This window comes from Streptomyces sp. NPDC006733, from assembly GCF_040636125.1.
Classification (GTDB): domain Bacteria; phylum Actinomycetota; class Actinomycetes; order Streptomycetales; family Streptomycetaceae; genus Actinacidiphila.
The window spans coordinates 179,635-199,042 of the sequence record NZ_JBEYJD010000006.1; the positions used below are offsets into that span (position 1 = coordinate 179,635).

Annotated in this window: 15 protein-coding genes; 9 read left to right on the top strand and 6 right to left on the bottom strand. The window is 73.7% G+C overall.

Annotated elements, in window-relative coordinates:
• Positions 1–44 precede the first annotated feature (44 nt).
• Together ABZ721_RS08295 and ABZ721_RS08300 are read right to left on the bottom strand one after the other, a co-directional pair.
• On the bottom strand, positions 45–1,304 hold the full coding sequence (locus ABZ721_RS08295; protein ID WP_358787791.1) for an ROK family transcriptional regulator: 1,260 nt from the start codon (positions 1,302–1,304) through the stop codon (positions 45–47).
• Positions 1,305–1,513: 209 nt separating this feature from the next.
• Positions 1,514–2,581 carry a mechanosensitive ion channel family protein gene (locus ABZ721_RS08300; protein WP_358787792.1) on the bottom strand — a complete coding sequence of 356 codons (1,068 nt, stop codon included), beginning with the start codon at positions 2,579–2,581 and terminating at the stop codon, positions 1,514–1,516.
• 233 nt (positions 2,582–2,814) lie between these two features.
• Between ABZ721_RS08300 and ABZ721_RS08305 the strand changes: the two genes are divergently transcribed.
• Positions 2,815–3,351 carry an HNH endonuclease gene (locus ABZ721_RS08305; protein ID WP_250975937.1) on the top strand — a complete coding sequence of 179 codons (537 nt, stop codon included), beginning with the start codon at positions 2,815–2,817 and terminating at the stop codon, positions 3,349–3,351.
• A gap of 99 nt (positions 3,352–3,450) precedes the next feature.
• Here the strand turns inward: ABZ721_RS08305 and ABZ721_RS08310 are convergent, their stop codons facing one another.
• Positions 3,451–6,948: a beta-N-acetylglucosaminidase domain-containing protein gene (locus tag ABZ721_RS08310; protein WP_358787793.1), complete on the bottom strand. Its 3,498-nt coding sequence runs from the start codon at positions 6,946–6,948 to the stop codon at positions 3,451–3,453.
• Positions 6,949–7,080: 132 nt separating this feature from the next.
• Here ABZ721_RS08310 and ABZ721_RS08315 point away from each other — a divergent pair, with 132 nt between their 5' ends.
• The 3 genes from ABZ721_RS08315 to ABZ721_RS08325 all read left to right on the top strand — a co-directional run bounded on the left by ABZ721_RS08315 (position 7,081) and on the right by ABZ721_RS08325 (position 11,095).
• Positions 7,081–8,508: an amidase gene (locus tag ABZ721_RS08315; protein ID WP_358787794.1), complete on the top strand. Its 1,428-nt coding sequence runs from the start codon at positions 7,081–7,083 to the stop codon at positions 8,506–8,508.
• Positions 8,509–8,666: 158 nt separating this feature from the next.
• Positions 8,667–10,727, top strand: a complete 2,061-nt coding sequence (gene malQ, locus ABZ721_RS08320) for a 4-alpha-glucanotransferase (protein ID WP_358787795.1) — start codon at positions 8,667–8,669, stop codon at positions 10,725–10,727.
• A 119-nt stretch (positions 10,728–10,846) separates the two neighbouring features.
• Positions 10,847–11,095: a hypothetical protein gene (locus ABZ721_RS08325; RefSeq protein WP_358787796.1), complete on the top strand. Its 249-nt coding sequence runs from the start codon at positions 10,847–10,849 to the stop codon at positions 11,093–11,095.
• A 104-nt stretch (positions 11,096–11,199) separates the two neighbouring features.
• Here the strand turns inward: ABZ721_RS08325 and ABZ721_RS08330 are convergent, their stop codons facing one another.
• Positions 11,200–11,718, bottom strand: a complete 519-nt coding sequence (locus ABZ721_RS08330; RefSeq protein WP_358787797.1) for a MarR family transcriptional regulator — start codon at positions 11,716–11,718, stop codon at positions 11,200–11,202.
• Positions 11,719–11,836: 118 nt separating this feature from the next.
• Between ABZ721_RS08330 and ABZ721_RS08335 the strand changes: the two genes are divergently transcribed.
• Together ABZ721_RS08335 and ABZ721_RS08340 are read left to right on the top strand one after the other, a co-directional pair.
• Positions 11,837–13,135, top strand: coding sequence for an MFS transporter (locus ABZ721_RS08335; protein WP_358787798.1), 1,299 nt, complete (start codon positions 11,837–11,839; stop codon positions 13,133–13,135).
• A gap of 82 nt (positions 13,136–13,217) precedes the next feature.
• A complete protein-coding gene (locus tag ABZ721_RS08340; protein ID WP_358787799.1) occupies positions 13,218–14,183 on the top strand; it encodes an EamA family transporter in 966 nt (321 codons plus the stop codon).
• On the opposite strand, the gene ABZ721_RS08345 is transcribed toward ABZ721_RS08340, so the two are convergent.
• Entirely contained in the window at positions 14,075–14,539 is a 465-nt protein-coding gene (locus ABZ721_RS08345) for an ATP-binding protein (protein WP_358787800.1), read from the bottom strand. The genes ABZ721_RS08340 and ABZ721_RS08345 overlap by 109 nt on opposite strands.
• 170 nt (positions 14,540–14,709) lie before the next feature.
• Between ABZ721_RS08345 and ABZ721_RS08350 the strand changes: the two genes are divergently transcribed.
• The 3 genes from ABZ721_RS08350 to ABZ721_RS08360 are packed head-to-tail and all read left to right on the top strand — an operon-like array spanning position 14,710 to position 16,014.
• On the top strand, positions 14,710–15,585 hold the full coding sequence (locus ABZ721_RS08350) for a helix-turn-helix transcriptional regulator (protein ID WP_358787801.1): 876 nt from the start codon (positions 14,710–14,712) through the stop codon (positions 15,583–15,585).
• Between the two features lie 12 nt (positions 15,586–15,597).
• Positions 15,598–15,804, top strand: a complete 207-nt coding sequence (locus ABZ721_RS08355; RefSeq protein WP_358787802.1) for a DUF397 domain-containing protein — start codon at positions 15,598–15,600, stop codon at positions 15,802–15,804.
• 9 nt (positions 15,805–15,813) lie between these two features.
• Entirely contained in the window at positions 15,814–16,014 is a 201-nt protein-coding gene (locus ABZ721_RS08360) for a DUF397 domain-containing protein (protein ID WP_358787803.1), read from the top strand.
• Between the two features lie 680 nt (positions 16,015–16,694).
• Here the strand turns inward: ABZ721_RS08360 and pepN are convergent.
• Positions 16,695–19,271 carry an aminopeptidase N gene (pepN, locus tag ABZ721_RS08365; RefSeq protein ID WP_358787804.1) on the bottom strand — a complete coding sequence of 859 codons (2,577 nt, stop codon included), beginning with the start codon at positions 19,269–19,271 and terminating at the stop codon, positions 16,695–16,697.
• Positions 19,272–19,408: the final 137 nt, after the last annotated feature.

A 19,408-nucleotide genomic window follows, 5' to 3' on the forward strand; every position in this document is an offset into this window, starting at 1 on the left:
GCTGTGGTGTGTGGTGCGTCGTGTGGTCGGCGGGGGAGCGGGGGTCAGCGCGAGGTGTCGAACACCTCGTCGCGTGTGGTGGCGAGGGCGCTCTGCAGCGCCCCGCACAGGACGGGGTGTTCCTGCACCGCGCCGATCACCAGGCGGGGCCGCGGAACGGCGAGTTCCGCCAGCTCGGCCTGGATGAGGGCGCGCAGCGGCTCCCCGCCGGCGACGATGACGCTGCCGGTGAGGACGATCAGTTCGGGGTCGAGGACGGCGACCATCGAGGCCAGGCCGATCGCCAGGCCGGTGGCGATCCGCGCCAGCAGCTCGGCGTGGGCCGCGGCGGTGCCGTCGCCCGCCGCCGGTTCCGCGGCCTCTTCCGCCGCCGCTGCCTCCGCCGCCTCGACGGATCCGGACGCCACGGCGAGCAGCGCGGCGGCCTGGTCCTGGAGGGGGCGGCCGCCGGGGATCGCCAGGCCGAGTTCGCGGGCGACGCGCAGCACGGCGTTGCAGCCGGCCAGTTCCTGGAAGCCGCCGTTGTTGGCCTTGGCCACGTGCCGGACCAGGGGCGTGCCGGGCACCGGCAGGAAGCCGACCTCGCCCGCGCCGCCGGTCCAGCCCCGGTGCAGCCGGCCGCCGATGACGATGGCGGCGCCGATGCCCTCCTCGTTCCACAGCAGGACGAAGTCCTCGTGGTCGCGGGCGGCGCCGACGCGCTGCTCGGCCACGGCGGCGAGGTTCACGTCGTTGTCGTACTCCAGCGGCACGGCGAGGGCGGCGGCCAGCTCGTCGAGCACGGTGGTGGAGTGCCAGCCGGGGAGGTGGCTGGCGTAGCGCAGCCGGCCGGTGCCGGGGTCGAAGGCGCCGGGGGTGCCGATGACCACCCGGTGCAGGTCGGAGCGGTTCAGCCCGGCCGCCTTGGCGGCCTCGTCCACCGCCTGGACGACCTGCTCGACGGTGCCCTGCGCGCGGCGCCCGGGCGTCGGCAGCTCGAACTCGCCGACGGTGCGGCCGGTGATGTCCGCGACGGCGGCCCTGATCCTTATCGGCGTGACGTCCAGGCCGGCGACGTACGCCGCGGCCGGGTTCACCGAGTACAGCTGGGCGTTGGGTCCGGGCCGGCCCGCCGTGGTGCCGGTGGCGAGGACCAGTCCGGCCGCTTCGAGGCGCGCCAGGAGCTGGGAGGCGGTGGGCTTGGAGAGGCCGGTGAGCTTGCCGATCCGGGTGCGGGAGAGCGGCCCGTGCTCCAGAAGGAGGTCGAGCGCCGCTCGGTCGTTCATGGCGCGCAGTACGCGCGGGGTTCCAGGGGTGCCAGCCATGCGCGCCATCCTCCCTCAGTTCACTGTTAGGAAACTTTCCTATTGGTGAAACGAAAGGTAGGCCCGCTGTCGGCGGAGCGTCAAGGGGGGCCGCGTACAGCTCGGCCAAAGCGTTACCTCCATGAAAGCGGCCCCCGGCGCAGTGCGCCAGGGGCCGGAGGTCGTGTCTGTCAAGACCGCCGAAAGGGGGATGCCCTTGGGGCGCTTGGCTACTTGGGGGTTTCGGCGCCCTGCGGAGGCACCGGGCGGGCGGCCATCGCCTGCGGCGAATCGGGGTTCGCCATGGCTGAAGGAGCCGCCACCGCGACCATCGGATCGGCCGGCACTCCCGTGTCGTCCACGGCCGCGGTCGGCGTGCCGCCGACGATCGTGATGCCCGCCTCGTCGAAGGCCCGCTTGATCCGCCAGCGCAGCTCCCGCGCGACCGCCGCGGCCTTGCCCGGCATCGTCTTGGCCTGCGCCTGGATCACCACCGAGTCCGCGGTCACCGACTCCAGGCCCAGCACCTGCACCGGCTCCCACAGGGCCTCGTCCCACGGGGCGGTCTTCGCCATGTCCTCGGCGGCGGCCTCGATCACCGCGCGCGCCCGGTCCAGGTCCTGCGCGTAGCCGACCTGCACGTCGACCACGGCCGTCGCCCAGCCCTGGCTCAGGTTGCCGATCCGCTTGACCTCGCCGTTGCGGACGTACCAGATCTCACCGTTGTCGCCGCGCAGCTTCGTCACCCGCAGCCCGACCTCGATCACCGTGCCGCTGGCCACGCCGGCGTCGATGACGTCACCCACGCCGTACTGGTCCTCCAGGATCATGAAGACGCCGGACAGGAAGTCCGTCACCAGGTTCCTGGCGCCGAAACCGATCGCGACACCGGCGACCCCGGCGCTCGCCAGCAGCGGCGCCAGGTTGATCTGCAGCACCGACAGCACGGTCAGCGCCGCGGTGCCGAGGATGGTGAACGACGCGATGCTGCGGAGCACGGACCCGATCGCCTCGCTGCGCTGCTTGCGCCGCTCCGCGTTGACGACCAGCAGCCCGCCCAGCGTGGTGCCCTGCGCGACCGCCACGCCCCGGTTCATCCGGTCGATCAGCTTGCTGATCGTCCGCCGGACGATGGCGCGCAGCACCAGCGCGATGGTGATGATCAGCAGGATGCGCAGGCCCGCGCCGAGCCAGTCCGCCCAGTTGGCCTCAACCCAGCCCGCGGCCTCGGTGGCGGATTTCTGGGCGTCGTCGAAGCTGGTGGCGGGAGCACTCGGGGACGGTGCGGGGGTGGACACGGTGGAAAACCTCCGTTGTGGGACAGACCCTCCACACTAACGGGCTAACGGATATGCCTCGTTGCGCTGTTCGAGGGCCAACAGCCCGAAAGGTGGGGAAGTAAAGGAGTGTGGTCGAAAACACCCTGAGTCCGTTACCTGGTCATGGTGGCGCAGCCACCCGGCTTCCGGAGAGACTGAGGGCAGATCGTCCCGGCGCGAGCCACGCGCCGCCGGCGTATAAGGAGGCACCCGTGCCGCATGTCCTGGTCCTCAACGCGTCGTACGAGCCGCTCGGTGTCGTACCGCTCCGCCGTGCGCTTGTCCTCGTACTGAACAAGAAGGCCGTGTGCCTCGAGGAAACCGGCGCCTATCTGCACAGCGAGTCCTGCGCTCTTCCGGCGCCCAGTGTCGTCAAACTCACCAAGTTCGTGCGAGTCCCCTTTCGAGGCACCGTCCCGCTGACCCGCAGGGCACTCTTCGCCCGCGACGGCGGCAGGTGCGCGTACTGCGGAGCCGCCGCAACCAGCGTCGACCACGTCATCCCGCGCAGCCGCGGCGGTCAGCACGCCTGGGAGAACGTCGTCGCCGCGTGCAGGCGCTGCAACCACGTCAAAGCGGACCGGCACGTCGCTGAGCTGGGATGGCGGCTGCGCCATACGCCCGCCCCACCGGCGGGTCTGGCCTGGCGGATCATCGGGACAGGGCACAGAGACCCGCGCTGGCTTCCGTACCTGCAACCATTCGGCGCGGACGACGCACTGGCCCGGATCGACGGCATCTCTGCCTGACATCCGGGCTTTCGTGTCTGCGGAGCCGGTACGCGTGCCGGCCGGGCTGCGGCCCGGCCGGCACCTCGCTGCGCCCCCGTACGGCGGTAGGACTCCGCGTCACGGCAGGACCGCGTACGCCTCCACCCCGAACAGGCTGTAGCTGTACTTCGTCGCCCGCTCCACCCCGTGGATCCGCAGGAACCTGACGTCCTGGGGCGGGGTGGCCACGGGCGGAACGGCCGTGGGCGGGGCGGTGGCCGGGGTGGTGCCCGCGTCGTCCAGCCGGACGGACTCGGTGCCGCCCTTGCCGTCCCGCACGGTCGCCGCGGTCCGCCACGTGACCCCGTCGGCCGATGTCTGCACCTCGTAGCGGGCGGCGTACGCGTCCTGCCAGTGCAGCACCACGCGGCCGACCCGGGCCGGCGCGGCCAGCTCCACCTGCACCCAGGCGTCGTCCCGCACCGGCGACGACCAGCGGGTGCCCGGGTCGCCGTCCGCGATCGCCGAGGCCGGGAAGTCCGGGGTCTCGTCCCCGGAGGACGTCGCCCGCGCGCCCCTGACCAGGTCCGGGCCGCCGGTCCGCGGCCGGGCCCGTACGGTGATCCACTGTTCGGCCGAACGGCCGTCGACGGTGAAGCGCACCGGGACGGAGTACGTGCCCGGCGCCGAGCCGGGCGGCACCGACACGCGCAGCGGCACGACCGGGGTCGCGCCGCGCCGCACCACGACGGCGCCGGGCGCCTCGACGCGCACGCCGCCCTTCACCATCGCCGCCTCCACCGTGCCGCGCGCGTCCTGCGGCCGTCCCGAGCGCAGCTCCGCGTGGACGGTGACCGGGTCGCCGCCGATCTCCGCGTCGACCTCGGTCTCGTCCAGCGTGATCCGCGGCGGCTCGTCGAACCACGGCACGATCTCGTGGACGGGCGCGGAGCTCGTGCCGGTGCCTGTACCCGTGTCCGCGCCCGTTCCGCTGCTCGCGGGCGCCGGGACGAGACGGACGGCGTCAGCCGTCACCCCGTGGGTCGCCAGCTCCGTCCACCCGTCCGCCAGGGTGCCCACCTTCTGCCAGCCCTTGCCCGGCACACGCACCTCCACCGAGGCCGGGGCGCTCGCCGTCGGGGCCGTGCCGTCCGGCTCCGTCAGCACGGTCACCGCCTCCAGCGGGCGGGCGGCGCCGAACTCGACGGTCAGCGGCCCGACGGGCCGGTACGAGGTCGTCACGTCGTCGTCCGTGACGGCAGCTGCCGCCGGGTCACCGCCCACCACCTGCGCCTCCGGCACGTCGGCCGGTACGTCGAAGGAGCGCACCGCGACCGAGCTGGGCTGCGTGCCCGTCGCCCGCAGCCGGACGAAGCGGGCGCGGGTGCCCGCCGGGAGCCGCGCGTCGATCGTCCGGAGGTCGTGGAAGGTGCCGGCCGGCTGCCAGCCGGCGTCGTCGCCCGCGGAGTACTCCAGCACCGCGTCGTGCAGGTAGTCCTCGGCGTCGGCGGCGCTGCCCATCGCGATCCGCACCGCTCCCACCGGCCGGACCTGGCCGAGGTCCACCCCGAAGGCGTCGCCCTGCTGCGGCGGCAGGTCGCTCGACCACGCCGTGCCGTCCTCGCCGTCGAGCATCAGGGACGGATCGGTGGCCCGCGCCGAACCCTGGGTGACGGTGGCGGTCCGCCGGTCGGCGGGCACACCCGTCCACGCGTCCGCCGCCGTCGTCGCCTTCGCGAGGAACTCGTCCAGAACGGCGCCGCCGCCCACCTTCGCCGTACCCGCGCCGAGCCCGGCACGGGCGCGCTGCACCGCCAGCCGGGCCTGTCCGCCGGCCGTCCCGTCACCGCGGGCCTGCGCCAGCAGCATGTCCACCGCCCGCTCGCCCGCCGTGCCGTACAGCGCCAGCCGGTCCAGCCACGGCCGCACCTCGTCGCCGAACGCGCCGTCGGCGAGCCCCGCGAGCCGGCCAGGCGCCCACCGCATCGTGGTGAACGCGGCCCGCAGCCCGCGGGCTGCGTCCGGCAGGCCCTTGCGGTCGGCCGACTCGTACGCCGCCCAGAACGCCGCCAGCAGCGGCCGCAGGTACGCCGACTCCGTCCCGCCGAGCGCCGAGGACGCGTCCTGGCCCGCGAAGGCGTGCAGCGCCTCCCGGGCGGCCGGGTCCGGTCCCGCGAGGTCGTCCACCGCCGCCCGCCAGGACGCCCGCACGTCGTACCCGCGCGGGTTCCAGGCGTAGTCCGCCGTGGTGAACAGCGCGATCCGCGACGCCGCCGGCTGCTGCATCGCCGCCGCCACGACCCCGGCCGACACGCCCGCCACGGCCGGCTCCCGGCCGGTGTACGGGCCGAGGAAGAGCCGGGTGGGCGCGTAGTCGTTGACCGGGTAGTTGTCGACGGTCAGCAGCGGGTGGCGGAACGCGGCCGTCGTGGCGGCCAGCTGGGCGCCGGTGATCCGCTCGGGGACGACCCCGATGCCCGTCCACGCCACGGTGATGCCGGGGCGCAGGGCGCCCGCCAGGGCGGTGCGGTACGCGGTGGGGCCGTCCTGGTAGTACTCGGTCGGCATGAGGGACAGGTCGGTGGAGCCCTGGCGCTGCCGCAGGTGGTCCGCGAGCGCGTTGGCCACCCGCGCCTGCGCGCGGGCCGCCGCCTCCGGGCCCCGGCCGAACTCCCGCGCGTCCGCGCCGCAGTGCCACTCCGTGTAGCTGACGTCCTGGAACTGCAGCTGGACCGCGCGGAAGCCCAGCGCCCACATCGCGTCGACCTTGCGGGTCAGCGCCGCGAGATCGGCCGCCGACGAGAAGCAGAACCCCTGGCCGGGGGCGACGGCCCAGGCGAGCGTCACGTGGTTCGCCGCCGCCCGCTCGGCGAGCGCCCGGAACTCCGCCCGCTGCGCGGCCGGGTACGGCTCGCGCCACCGGGCGGCCTGCCGGTACGGGTCGTCGCCCGGCGCGTACAGCAGCCGGTTCTGCTTGGTGCGGCCCATGAAGTCCAGCTGCGACAGGCGCTGGTCCCGGGTCCAGGGGACGCCGTAGAAGCTCTCGGCGGTGCCGCGGATCCTGGCGGTCGGCCAGTCCCGGATCAGCACCGGGGTGAACCGCCCGCCGTCCAGCAGTTGCCGCAGGGTCTGCGCCGCATGGAACAGACCGTCGTCGCCGACCCCGGCGAGCGCGACGGTGTCACGGTCGATGCCGAGCCGGTACCCGCCGGCCGGCAGGTCCGCCCGCGGCTGCTCCTTGAGCCGGCTCAGCTGCGCCTCGGCGGCCGGGCCGTCGGCGTACACGGTCAGCCCGGCCCCTCCGCCCCCGCCGCTCGGGCTCTCGCGGATGGTGCGCGCGCCGGCCCGGCGCAGCAGGTCGCGGATGACGGCGAGCGCGTGCGGGTCGGCCGCCGGATCGGCGACCAGGGTGACGACGCCGGTCACGCGGGCGGCCTCGCCGCCGGTGGCGCGCAGCGACTGCGGGCGCGGCCAGACGGCGGGCGCCGCCCGCGCCTGCCGCTGCTGCTCCTGCTGCTGGGAGGGCGGTACGGGCGCGGCCCCGGCCACCGCCCCGCTGCCCGCGACACCGACCCCGACGCCGCCGATGACGGCGGCGAGGAGGGCCACGGCTGATCTGCTGCGCAGGGGTCGCACGGTTCCTCCTCGCGGCACGCGGAACTGAGCGCCGAGCCCATCACCCCGCCGCCGGTCGTGTCAACGCGCGGGCCGTCGGGATGGGCGTCCGCCTTCCCCCGGTCCCGGCCGTACGCGAACTAACCTGCCCGGATGGGCGAACCTCATGAACTGACGATGCTGGAGCAGGCCGCCGCGGTGCGCAGCGGGGCGCTGTCGCCGACCGAGCTGGCGCGCCACTACCTCGCGCGGATCGAGCGGCTCAACGACGCCGTCGGGGCCTACGTCACCGTGACGCCCGAGCGGGCGCTGGACGACGCGGCGCGCGCCGAGCGGCGGTTGGCGGCGGGCGGGGAGCTGCCGCCGCTGCTGGGGGTGCCGGTGCCCGTGAAGGACCTGACGCCGGTGGCGGGGGTGCGGTGGACGGCGGGGTCCGCCGTGTTCACCGATCGCGTCGCCGCCTCGGAGCCGCACGTCGTGGACCTGCTGCGGGCGGCCGGGACCGTGCTGCTCGGGAAGACCAACGCGCCCGAGTTCGGGCTGCCCGCGTACACCGAGGGCCGGATCGCGCCTCCGGCGCGGAGCCCGTACGACCCGGCGCTGATGGCCGGCGGGTCGAGCGGCGGGGCGGCCGCGGCCGTGGCCGCGGGCCTGGCGCCCGCCGCGCACGGCAGCGACGGCGGCGGCTCCATCCGCATCCCCGCGAGCTGCTGCGGAGTGGTGGGGCTGAAGCCGAGCCGGGGGCGGGTGAGCTGGGCGCCGTTCGGGGATCTGACGGGGCTGGCGGTGACGGGGCCGATCGCGCGGACCGTGCGCGACACGGCGGCGCTGCTGGACGTGATGGCGGGGCCGGTGCCGGGGGACCCGATGCCGATGGCCGCGTTGGGGGCGGCGGGTACGTCGGGGGCGTCGTCGTTCCTGGAGTGGTGCGCGCGCGAGCCGCGCCGGCTGCGGATCGGGCGGTGGGCGCGGCCCGATGTCGACGTGCCGGTCGATCCGGTGGTGCTGGCGGCGTACGAGCGGACGTCCGCGCTGCTGGCGGGGCTGGGCCACGAGGTGGTGGACGTCGAGCAGCCGCTCGGGCCGGGGGACCACGGCTCGTTCGACCCGGTGTGGGAGGTGATGGCGCTGCTGGCGCCGGTGCCCGCCGGGCGGGAGGGGGAGTTGATGCCGCTGACCCGGTGGCTGCGGGAGCGCGGCAGGGCGGCGTCGGGGGAGCGGTTCGCCCTGGCGATGGCGGCGATGCAGGCGGTGGGGCGGAAGTTCGCGGCGGCGGTGGCGCCGTTCGACGCGGTGCTGACGCCGACGCTGGCCCGGCTGCCGCAACCGGTGGGGACGTTGCGCGACGACGCGGACCCGGCGGCCGACTTCGCGGCGCAGTACGCGTTCACGCCGTTCACGGGCGCGTGGAACATCGCGGGGCTGCCGGCCGTGTCGCTGCCGGTGGAGTGGACGGACGGCGGGCTGCCGATCGGGATGATGCTGGGCGCGCCGCACGGCGCGGAGGGCCCCCTGCTGGCGCTCGCGGCCCAGGTGGAGGCGGCGGCGCCGTGGCGGCAGCGGCGGCCGGTCGCCTGGTGACCTTCCCCGCCGCCGGTGGTCGGGGCGGCGGCGTCCGGTGACGGCGTCGGCGACGGCCCGGCGGAGCGGGGGCGTCTGACGGAGCGTCCGGCGGGGTAAGGCTCGGGTGATCCCCACCTCGGGTGATCCCCACCTAGCACTGTGATCTTGGAGGCCCGATGGACCGGGAGCGGCTGGCCGCGCTGCACGGCGTGGACACGACGTACCGCCCTGGGCCCGACCGGGAGGTCCGGGTGCCGGAGGAGACGGTGGTGGCCGTCCTGGCCGCGCTGGGTGTGGACGCCTCGACGCCGCAGGCGGTGCGGGACGCGCTGGCCGCGTACGAGCACCGCGACCGCCGGCGGCTGCTGGCGCCCTGCACCGTGGTGCGCCAGGGCCGCCCGCTGCCGCTGGGGGTCCCGGAGGGCACCCGGGTGCTCATCGAGACGGAGTCGGGCGAGGTCTTCGACGACGGGGGCTGGGAGCGCATCCCGCTCGGCCGGCACGTGGTGCGGGCGACCGCGCCGGACGGGCGGACGGCGCGCGCCGACCTCGTCGTCGCGCCCGAACGGCTGCCGGGCCCGCCCGGCCGCTCGTTCGGGTTCATGGCGCAGCTCTACTCGACGCTGTCGGAGCGCTCCTGGGGCATGGGCGATCTGGGTGATCTCGCGGAGCTCGCCGCGTGGTCGGGGCGGGCGCTGGGTGCCGGGTTCCTGCAGATCAACCCGCTGCACATCGCGGTGCCGGGGCGGCCCACCGACCCCTCGCCGTACCGCCCGTCGTCCCGGCGCTTCCCCGACCCGGTCTACCTGCGGGTCGAGGACGTGCCGGAGTACGCGTACCTGGCGCCCGACGACCGGGCGCGGGCCGCGGAGCTCGGCGGCAGGGCCGCCGCGCTGCGCGCGGGCGTGCTGCACAAGGACGCGCTGATCGACCGGGACGCCGTGTGGGAGCTGAAGCTGCAGGCGCTGCGGCTGGTGCGGAAGGTGCCGCTGCAGCCGGGGCGCAGGGCCGCGTACGCCGACTTCCTGGCCGAGCAGGGGCAGGCGCTCGACGACCACGCCACCTGGTGCGCGCTGGCGGAGGTGAACGGCCCGGACTGGCACGCCTGGCCCGCCGGGCTGCGCGACCCGCGCTCCCCGCAGGTCGCGCGGGCGCGCGGCGAACTGCTGGACCGCGTCGACTTCTACTGCTGGCTCACGTGGCTGACCGACGATCAGCTGGGCGCGGCCCAGTCGGCGGCCCGCGCCGCGGGGATGCCGATCGGGATCGTGCACGACCTGGCCGTCGGCGTGCACCCGTCCGGCTCCGACGCCTGGGCCATGCAGGACGCCCTGGCGCGCGGCATGTCGGTGGGCGCGCCGCCGGACGCCTTCAACTCGCGCGGCCAGGACTGGGGCCTGCCGCCCTGGCGGCCGGACGCGCTGGCGGCCACCGGGTACACCCCGTACCGCGACCTGCTGAGCCGGCTGCTGCGGCACGCGGGCGCGCTGCGGATCGACCACGTGATGGGGCTGTTCCGGCTGTGGTGGGTCCCGGAGGGCCGGCCGCCGACCGAGGGCGCCTACGTCCGGTACGACGCGGAGGCGATGCTCGGCGTGCTCGCGCTGGAGGCGCACCGGGCGGGCGCGGTGGTGATCGGCGAGGACCTGGGGACGGTGGAGCCCGGGGTACGGGAGGAGCTGTCGGACCGCGGCGTCCTCGGCACGTCGGTGCTGTGGTTCGAGCGCGACCACGACGGTGACGGGAAGCCGCTCGCCCCGGAGCAGTGGCGGCCGGCCTGCCTGGCCACCGTCACCACGCACGATCTGCCCAGCACGGCGGCCCGGCTGACGGGTGAGCACGTCGAGCTGCGGCACCGGCTGGAGCTGCTGACCCGGCCGTTGGCGGAGGAGCAGGCGGAGGACACGGCGGAGGTCGCGGAGTGGATCGCGCTGCTCGGCCGGCTCGGGCTGCTGCCCGAGGGGGCGGCGGACGAGGAGGCCGTCGTCAAGGCCGTCCACCGGTTCCTGGCGCGCACCCCCGCGGCGATGGTCGGCGTCTGGCTGCCCGACGCGGTCGGCGACCGCCGCCCGCAGAACCTGCCGGGCACCTGGGACCAGTACCCGAACTGGCGGCTGCCGGTGGCCGACGCGGCGGGCCGGCCGGTCACCCTGGAGCAGCTGGCCGGGTCGCCGCGGCTGTACGCCCTGCTGGACGAGGTGCGGGCCGCACTGGCGCCGGAGGACGCCCCCTCGTAGAGCATCACCGCAGGTCGCGGGGGTACAGGCGGGTGACGGGCGGGTGACGGCGCGGGCGGGGGCACCCGAAAGGACACCCCGGGCGTGCGGGCCCGCAGGCCGTTCACTACATTGAGGGCGTGGACAAGAAGCTCAACAAGAAGGCCGTGCGCGCCGGGGTCATCACCGCCGGGACGACGCTGATGCTGCTGATGTCGTCCCCCGCGTTCGCGGTCACCCGCGACGACGGCGACGACCCGGGTTCCGGCCTGAGCGTCGTGGAGACCCTCGGCCTGTTCGTGCTCGCGCCGATCGTGCTGTTCGCGATCATCGCCGGCGTGGTGATGGCGACCGACAAGACCCGTAAGCAGCAGCGAGAGAACATCTGACGCACGTCTGACCTGCTCGCCTGCCCGGCCCCCTGACGCAGTGCGCGGCAGGGGGCTCAGTGCTGTCCCGAGCGCTGTTCCTGGTGCTGTTCCTGGTGCTTTTCCTAGAGCTGCTCCGACGAGCTGAGCAGCTGGCGCAGCAGATCGGACAGCTGCGCCGCCTGCGCGTCGTCCATCGTGCCGAGAGCCGCCTTCTGTACGGCGAGCCCGGCGCCCACCGCCTCGTGCAGCAGCGTGAGGCCCTGTTCGGTGAGGGTGACCCGCAGGCCGCGCCGGTCGTGCGGGTCCGGGCTGCGCTCGACGAGGCCCCCGCGTTCCAGCTTGTCCAGCCGTCCCGTCATGCCGCCCGTGGTGAGCAGCAGCGCCGAGGAGAGCTCGCGCGGTGACAGGGTGTACGGCTCACCGGCCCGGCGCAGCGTCGCCAGCACGTCGAACTCGCCGCGGCTGATGCCGTAGCGCCCGTACTCCTTCTCCATCCGGTCGCCGACCGCCTTCGCGATGCGGTAGATGCGGCCGAAGATCGCCATCGGCACGGTGTCGAGCTCGGGGCGGACGGCGTTCCACTGCGCGGTGATCCGGTCCAGCGGATCCGGGGCGTCCGGCGGGGAGGGGGGCGTGGTCATACGGAGAAGTATCGGACCGGATTGGATCGCTTGCAAGAAAGTAGCTTGACGGTAAGTCGCTTAGCGCTAAGCTAATCACCATCGAGCTACTTCGGCGGCGATCTCCCAGGAGCCAGTCATGTCGAGCACCCCACGGATACCCGGCGAGCGGTCCATGCTCGCCGCGATGACCGTCAACGCGGTCGGCTCCGGGATGTACCTCCCCTTCACCCTGATCTTCTTCCACCACGTCACGGGCCTGTCCTTCGCCGCGGTCGGCGCGGTGCTCACGGTGGCCGGGCTGGTCGGGCTCACCACGCTGCCGCTGGCCGGGACCGCCGTCGACCGCTGGGGTGCGCACCGCGTGCAGCTGGCGCTGTACGCGGTGCGGGGGGCGGGCTTCGCGCTCTACCCGTTCGCGCAGTCGGTGCCCGCCTTCGCCGTCGTCGCCCTGGTCACGATCATCGGGGACGGCGCCTTCCCCGCCGTCCAGCAGTCCTTCCTCGGCGAGATCGCCCGCGGCGCCGACCGCGACCGGCTGCAGGCCGCGTCCCGCGCGCTCAGCAACGGCGGCATGGGCGCGGGCGCGCTGCTCGCCTCGCTGGTCGTCGGCTTCGGCGGGGACACCGGCTTCACGGCGGCGGCGTGGCTCAACGCGGCCAGCTTCGTCCTCTCCGGACTGCTGATGTGGCGGGTCCGCCCGGTCCGCCCGGTCCGCCCGGTCCCGGCGGTCCGGGACGCGGCCGCCGCCGCCCGCCAGAAGGCCGGCTACCGGCTGGTGCTCCGCGACCGCCCGTTCCTCGGCCTGACCGCCGCCAACTTCCTCATCGCCCTCGGCTACACCGCGCTCCCCGTCCTGTACCCGCTCTACATCGCCACCTGGCTGCACGGCCCCGAGTCCCTGACCGGCGCCGCCTTCACCGTCAACACGGTGCTGTGCGCGGTGGGCGGCGTCCTGGTCGCCTCCTTCGTCCGCCGCCGAGGCGCCCGCCGCAACCGGTCCGCGGCGCTCGGCGCGGTGCTCTTCGCGGCGGCCTTCGCCGGACAGATCGTGCTCGGCACGGTGCGGCCGCAGGCCGGCTGGGCGATCGGCGCCGGGCTCGCCGTGATCATCACGGTGCACACCGTCGGCGAGATGGTGCACAACCCGTCGGCCGGAGCCCTGGCCATCGCCGCCGCCCCGGACGCGCTGCGCGGCCGGTACATGGCCGCCTACCAGTTCTCCTGGCAACTGGTCCGCGCCCTCGCCCCGTCGCTCTTCACCGGCCTGATGGCCGTCGACGGCCGCCTCCCGTGGCTGCTCCTCATCGGCACCACGCTCGGCGCCGCACTCCTCCTGATCCGCCTGGAGCCGCACCTGTCGGCGGAGGCGGTCCACCCGGAGCCTGCGCGGCGGGTGGCGGGGTCGCGGAAGGAGGGCCTGGTGCGGGCGGCGTGAGGGGGCGTCCCACCGACCAGCCCACCGCGCCACCGACCCCCTGCTCGCCGATCCGTGCTCGCCGTCCCGTGAGGAGCCCGCAATGTCCCGTGCCTCCGCCACCGTCCTCTCCACCACCGCACTGACCGCCCTCGCCCCGCTCGCCTGGGGCTCCACCTACGCGGTCACCACCCAGCTCCTGCCGCCGGACCGCCCGCTCTTCGCCGGCCTGATGCGGGCGCTGCCCGCGGGCCTCGTCCTGCTCGCCGCCACGCGGGCGCTGCCGCGCGGGGACTGGTGGTGGAAGTCGGCGGTGCTCGGCACCCTGAACATCGGCGCGTTCTTCCCGCTGCTGTTCCTTGCCGCCTACCGGCTGCCCGGCGGCGTCGCCTCCGTCGTCGGCTCGGTGGGCCCGCTCTTCGTGGCCGGCCTCGCGGCGGCCCTGCTCAGCGAGCGCCCCAGCGCCCGCACGCTCACGGCGGCCGTCCTCGGCGTGATCGGCGTCAGCCTCGTCGTCCTGCGCTCCGGCGCCGGATTCGACGCCCTCGGCCTGCTGGCCGGCGTCGCCGGCTCGGCGAGCATGTCGGCCGGGACCGTCCTAACCAAGCGCTGGGGCCGCCCGCAGGGCGTCGGCCCGCTCGCCTTCACCGGCTGGCAACTCACCGCGGGCGGACTGCTGATCGCCCCGGTCGCCCTCCTCGCCGAAGGCCTTCCGCCGGCCCTCGACGCCCGTGCGATCACCGGCTACGCGTACCTGGCGGTCGCCAACACCGCGGCCGCGTACTGGCTCTGGTTCCGCGGCATCAGCCGCCTCCCCGCCACTTCGGTCTCCCTCCTGGGCTTCCTCAGCCCGATCGCGGCCGCGGCCATCGGCTGGACCCTCCTGGGCCAGGCCCTGACGCCGGTCCAACTGATCGGGATGGGCGTCGCGTTCGCGGGAACCCTGCTGGGCCAGCGGGGCTACCGGCGGCGGAAGGCGTCGGTACCGGTGCCACTTCCCGTGGAAGCGACGATGTCGCACCACACCAGCTTCCCGGCGACGCCGAGGATCTCCTCGCCGACCAGGTAGTACCCCCAGTCCTCCGCCAGCTCCCGCACCAGCAGCAACCCCCGCCCGCCCTCCGACTCGGCCGGGTCCACGGCGCTCGGCGCCGGGGGCTCGGCCGAGTTGTCGACCACCCCGAGCCGCAGGGTCTCCTCCCGCCAGTGGACCCGAAGGGTCACGACCCCGTCGGAGTACTCCAACGCGTTCCCGACCAGCTCGGACACCAGCAGCTCCGAGACCTCGACCAGCCCGTCGAGGTGATGGGCGCGCAACACAGCGCGCAAGGTCCCGCGCGCGACCCGCGCGCTGCGGAGATCGTTCGGTAACTGGAGGGAGTAACTCCAGCCGGTGTCGGTCTCAGGGGCGAGTGCGGTGACCATACGGGGCTCCCACGGTGTCGGGTACGACGGGGGCAGGGGCGAGTCGCCAACTCCGTTGGACCGTCGACTCGTTACCGACGGTAGGGCCCAACTTCGTTACGTCGCAAGTCTGGTACCCGTATTTCGCCCCCATGGGTGGTCGCGTGGCAGAGTTACGCTGCACTCCGCACTTGATCGGACCGGAAGGGGCAGCAATGCCACCGAGGAGCTTCCCGACCGCCCGTCAGCAGCGTCTGGGCGCGGAGCTCCGCAAGCTCCGCGAGCGCGCCGGCATGACGGGCCGCGAGGCGGGTTCCACCCTCGGCGGAAACCAGATCCAGATCAGCCACATCGAGTCCGGCCGCTACGGCGTCAGCGGAACGCGAGTCCGCCAACTCGCCGCGCACTACTCAGCCACGGACCCGGCGCTGGTCGAAGCGCTGGTGGCGATGGCGGAGGAGCGCGGAAAGGGCTGGTGGGAGAAGTACCGGGGTGGGCTGACGCCCGGATTTCTCGACCTGGCGGAGCTGGAGCAGAACGCCACGCGCATGCGAAGCGTTCAAATGCTGCACATGCCAGGTCTCCTGCAAACCGAGGACTATGCGCGGGCGGTCTTCGCGGGTGGTGTGACCTCGCGGCCCGAGTCGGAGATCGATATCCGGGTCGAGTTCCGTATGAGACGTGGCGAGGTTCTGGACGCGCCGTCACCACCGGAGTTCGAGCTCATCATCCACGAGGCGGCGCTCCGCATCCGCTGGGGTAGTCGCAAGGTGATGCAGTCGCAGCTCGCCTACCTCGCAGACGGATCGGAGCGGTCCAACGTGACCATCCGTGTAGTGCCTTTCGCCACCGACGGGCTCAGCAGTTCCGCACAGTCGATGTCGTATTTCTGCGGCCCCATCCCGGCTCTGGACACCGTGCAGGTGGATGCGGTGATCGGAAGCGGCCTCCTGGACGCCGAGGCGCAGCTGGCCAAATACCGGGCGCTGCTGACCGTGATGGAACGCGCTTCACTGGAACCGGGTCCGTCGCGGGAGTTCATTCGGGCCATGGCACATGACATGTGAGAGGAACTTTCCATGACCGCCCTGCCCATATGGCAGAAATCGTCCTTCTCGGGACCCGACGACGACAACAACTGCGTAGAGCTCGCGCCCGTCCCGGGCGCGGTCCTCCTCCGGGAGAGCGACGCCCCGGGCGTCGTCCTCACCACCACCCCGGCAGCCGTCGGCGCGTTTCTCGCCTCCCTCAAGGCAGGGGCCTTCGACGACCTTCTGCGCGCCTGAGGGGCCGGGATGAGCGACCAGATCATCTGGCGGAAGTCGTCCTTCTCCGGCGCTGACGAAGGCAACAGTTGCGTAGAGCTCGCGCCCGTCCCGGGCGCGGTCCTCCTCCGGGAGAGCGACGCCCCCGGCGTCGTCCTCACCATGACCCCCGCCGCGCTCCGCGCGTTCCTGCGGGCTGTACGTGCCGGGTCGTTCGACACCCAGGGGTGATCCCCTGGCTGAGGTCAGAGCAGCACGGAGTGCTCTTCTGCGGCGCTGCGCGCCTTGACCGGGCGGAGGGGGAGGGCCCCGGCGCTGCGCGCCTGGCAGCGAGGCGGTCCGCTGCGCTCCCCTTGGCGGGGCCGGGGCGGGTCGAAGCCGGTGGTGCGCTGCGGGCGGTGGGTTGCGGTGGAGCGGGGCGGTCCGCTGCGCTCCCCTGGTCGCCGGGAGCGCCGCTGGGCGGTGTTCTGAGCGTCCTTAGTGATCCACATCGGCCGGAACATCGTCACACGGGTCGCAGAGGACATCCCTCGTTACAGCGGCCCCGTTTCTCGGCGAGGAGAGTGCACAGAAGCTTCGCCCGGCGCCGAGCCAGGCTCCCCCGGCACACCGCGCCGGGCTCCCCTCCGCCCCCCCCGGTCCAGGTGCGCACCGCCGCCGACGGACACTCCGTGCTGCTCCGGCCTCGGCCACCCCTCCCCGCCGGTCGCCGCACGCGCTGCGCCCGGGTCGCCGGAATGCTCGGCGGCACCGCGCCGCTGGTGGACCAGAGGACCACTCTTGGGTGGTCCATTTTTGGATAGCCCAAAAATGGTCCATCCAAAAATGGTCCTCTTGTGCCTCATGGCGGGTAGGCGGGAGGCCCCGGACCGTGGGTTCGGTTCGGGGCCTCCCGGTTGTGGTGGTGCTGGTTACGCGCCTGCTGCCGCGTCCGCTGCCTGGGCCTTCAGGGCTCGTTCCACTCCCGCGCGCGACTCGGTGACGAGGCGGCGCAGGGCCGGGGGCGGGGTGGCTGCGGTGAGCCAGGCGTCGGTGGCGTCCAGGGTCTGCTGGGAGACCTGGAGGGACGGGTAGAGGCCGACCACGATCTGCTGGGCGATCTCGTGGCTGCGCGAGTCCCAGACGCCCTTGACCGCGCTGAAGTACCGCTCGGTGTAGGGCGCGAGCAGCTCGCGCTGGTCGGTCTGGACGAAGCCGCCGATCGCGGACTCCTGCACGCTGTTCGCGAGCTTGTCGTCCTCGACGACCGCGGCCCAGACCGCGGCCTTCGCCTCGGCGGTCGGGCGGGCGGCGCGGGCGCCGGCCGCGTGCTCCTCGCCGGCCGAGGTCGGGTCGAGGGCGAGCTCGGCCGCGATGGCCGCCTCGTCCGCCCGGCCGGTCGCCGCGAGGCGGTGCAGCAGGGACCAGCGCAGCTCCGTGTCGACGGCCAGGCCGTCGATGACCTGCGTGCCGTCCAGCAGCCCGGCGAGCAGGTCGAGCTGCTCGGGGGTGCGGGCGGTGGCCGAGAAGGCGCGCGCCCAGGCGAGCTGGTGGTCGCTGCCGGGGGCGGCGGCGCGCAGGTGCTCCAGCGCCGCCTCCGTCCAGCGGGTCAGGCCCGTGTCGCGCCAGGCCGGGTCCGCGTACAGGTCGAGCGCGAGCTTGAGCTGGCGGTGCAGCGACTGGACGACGCCGATGTCCGACTCCTTGGCGATGCCCGAGAGCACCAGCTCCAGGTAGTCGCGGGTGGCCAGCTCGCCGTCGCGCGTCATGTCCCAGGCCGCGGACCAGATCAGGGCGCGGGGGAGGGACTCGGTGAAGTCGCCGAGGTGCTCGCGGACGACGGCGAGGGACTCGTCGTCGAGGCGGACCTTGGCGTACGTCAGGTCGTCGTCGTTGAGGAGGATCACCTGCGGGCGCGGGGTGTTCGCGGGGAACGGCACCTCGGTCAGCTCGCCGTCGATGTCCAGCTCGATGCGGCTGGTGCGCACCAGCTTGCCGTCCTGGAGGTCGTAGCAGCCGACGGCGATGCGGTGCGGCCGCAGCACGGCCTCGCCCTTGGCGCCGGCCGGCAGCGCCGGGGCCTCCTGGCGGACACCGAAGGAGGCGACCGTGCCGTCCTCGGCGAGGGTGATCTCCGGACGCAGGATGTTGATGCCGGCCGTCTCCAGCCACGACTTCGACCAGCTCTTCAGGTCGCGGCCCGAGGTCTTCTCCAGCGCGCCGAGCAGGTCGGAGAGCTGGGTGTTGCCCCACGCGTGCTGCTTGAAGTACGCCTGCACCCCGGCGAAGAACTCGTCCTCGCCGACGTAGGCGACGAGCTGCTTGAGCACCGAGGCGCCCTTGGCGTACGTGATGCCGTCGAAGTTGACCAGGACGTCGTCCAGGTCGTTGATCTCCGCCATGATCGGGTGGGTGGACGGCAGCTGGTCCTGCCGGTACGCCCACGTCTTCATGGAGTTGGCGAACGTGGTCCAGGACTGCGGGAACTTGCTGCCCGGCGCGTACGCCTGGCAGGCGATCGAGGTGTACGTGGCGAACGACTCGTTCAGCCAGAGGTCGTTCCACCACTCCATGGTGACCAGGTCGCCGAACCACATGTGGGCCAGCTCGTGCAGGATGGTCTCGGCGCGCGTCTCGTACGCCGCGTCCGTCACCTTGGAGCGGAAGACGTACTGGTCGCGGATGGTGACCGCGCCCGCGTTCTCCATCGCGCCCGCGTTGAACTCCGGCACGAAGAGCTGGTCGTACTTGGCGAACGGGTACGGGAAGTCGAACTTCTCCTCGAACCAGTCGAAGCCCTGCCGCGTGACGTCGAAGATCGTGTCCGCGTCGAGGAACTCGGCGAGCGACGGGCGGCAGTAGATCGCCAGCGGGACGCTGCGGCCCTCGCCCTCCCAGCTGCTGTGCACGGCCGTGTACGGGCCGGCGATCAGCGCGGTGATGTACGAGGAGATGCGCGGCGTCGGCTCGAAGCGCCAGACGTTGTCCACCACGTCCTCGGGCTTGGGCGTCGGCGAGTTGGAGATGACCGTCCAGCCCGCCGGGGCGGTCACCGTGAACCGGAAGGTGCCCTTGAGGTCGGGCTGCTCGAAGCTGGCGAAGACCCGCCGGGCGTCGGGCACCTCGAACTGCGTGTAGAGGTACGCCTGCTTGTCGACCGGGTCGACGAAGCGGTGCAGGCCCTCACCGCTGTTGGTGTAGGCGCAGTCCGCGACGACGCGCAGCTCGTTGCGGCCGGCCACCAGGGACGACAGGGCGATGCGGGAATCCGCGAACACCTCCGCCGGGTCGAGCGCGGTGCCGTTCAGCACCACCTCGTGCACGGTCGGGGCGACCAGGTCGATGAATGACGACCCCGCCTTCGCGGCATCGAAACGCACCGTGGTCACCGAGCGGAAGGTGCCCCCGTCCTGCGCGCCGCTCAGGTCGAGGTCGATCTCGTACGCGTCCACGGTGAGGAGGCGAGCTCGGTGCTGCGCCTCCTCGCGGGTGAGATTCGTGCCAGGCACGGTAGGCCACTCCTTAATGAGACTGACCGCCATCCTCGCACGCGGCACCGACAGGAATCAGGGTCTGCACCAGCCCCAACCTCGGGTTTTCCCCACCCCCAGGACGCCGGGAACCGGCATGGTCCCGGGCCCCCTCC

Coding starts and splice junctions, on each gene's coding strand:
- ABZ721_RS08360 (WP_358787803.1), top strand. CDS start 15,814: ATGAGCGACCAGATCATCTGGCGGAAGTCGTCCTTCTCCGGCGCTGAC.
- ABZ721_RS08295 (WP_358787791.1), bottom strand. CDS start 1,304: ATGGCTGGCACCCCTGGAACCCCGCGCGTACTGCGCGCCATGAACGAC.
- malQ (WP_358787795.1), top strand. CDS start 8,667: ATGGACCGGGAGCGGCTGGCCGCGCTGCACGGCGTGGACACGACGTAC.
- ABZ721_RS08330 (WP_358787797.1), bottom strand. CDS start 11,718: ATGACCACGCCCCCCTCCCCGCCGGACGCCCCGGATCCGCTGGACCGG.
- ABZ721_RS08345 (WP_358787800.1), bottom strand. CDS start 14,539: ATGGTCACCGCACTCGCCCCTGAGACCGACACCGGCTGGAGTTACTCC.
- ABZ721_RS08355 (WP_358787802.1), top strand. CDS start 15,598: ATGACCGCCCTGCCCATATGGCAGAAATCGTCCTTCTCGGGACCCGAC.
- ABZ721_RS08315 (WP_358787794.1), top strand. CDS start 7,081: ATGGGCGAACCTCATGAACTGACGATGCTGGAGCAGGCCGCCGCGGTG.
- ABZ721_RS08340 (WP_358787799.1), top strand. CDS start 13,218: ATGTCCCGTGCCTCCGCCACCGTCCTCTCCACCACCGCACTGACCGCC.
- ABZ721_RS08335 (WP_358787798.1), top strand. CDS start 11,837: ATGTCGAGCACCCCACGGATACCCGGCGAGCGGTCCATGCTCGCCGCG.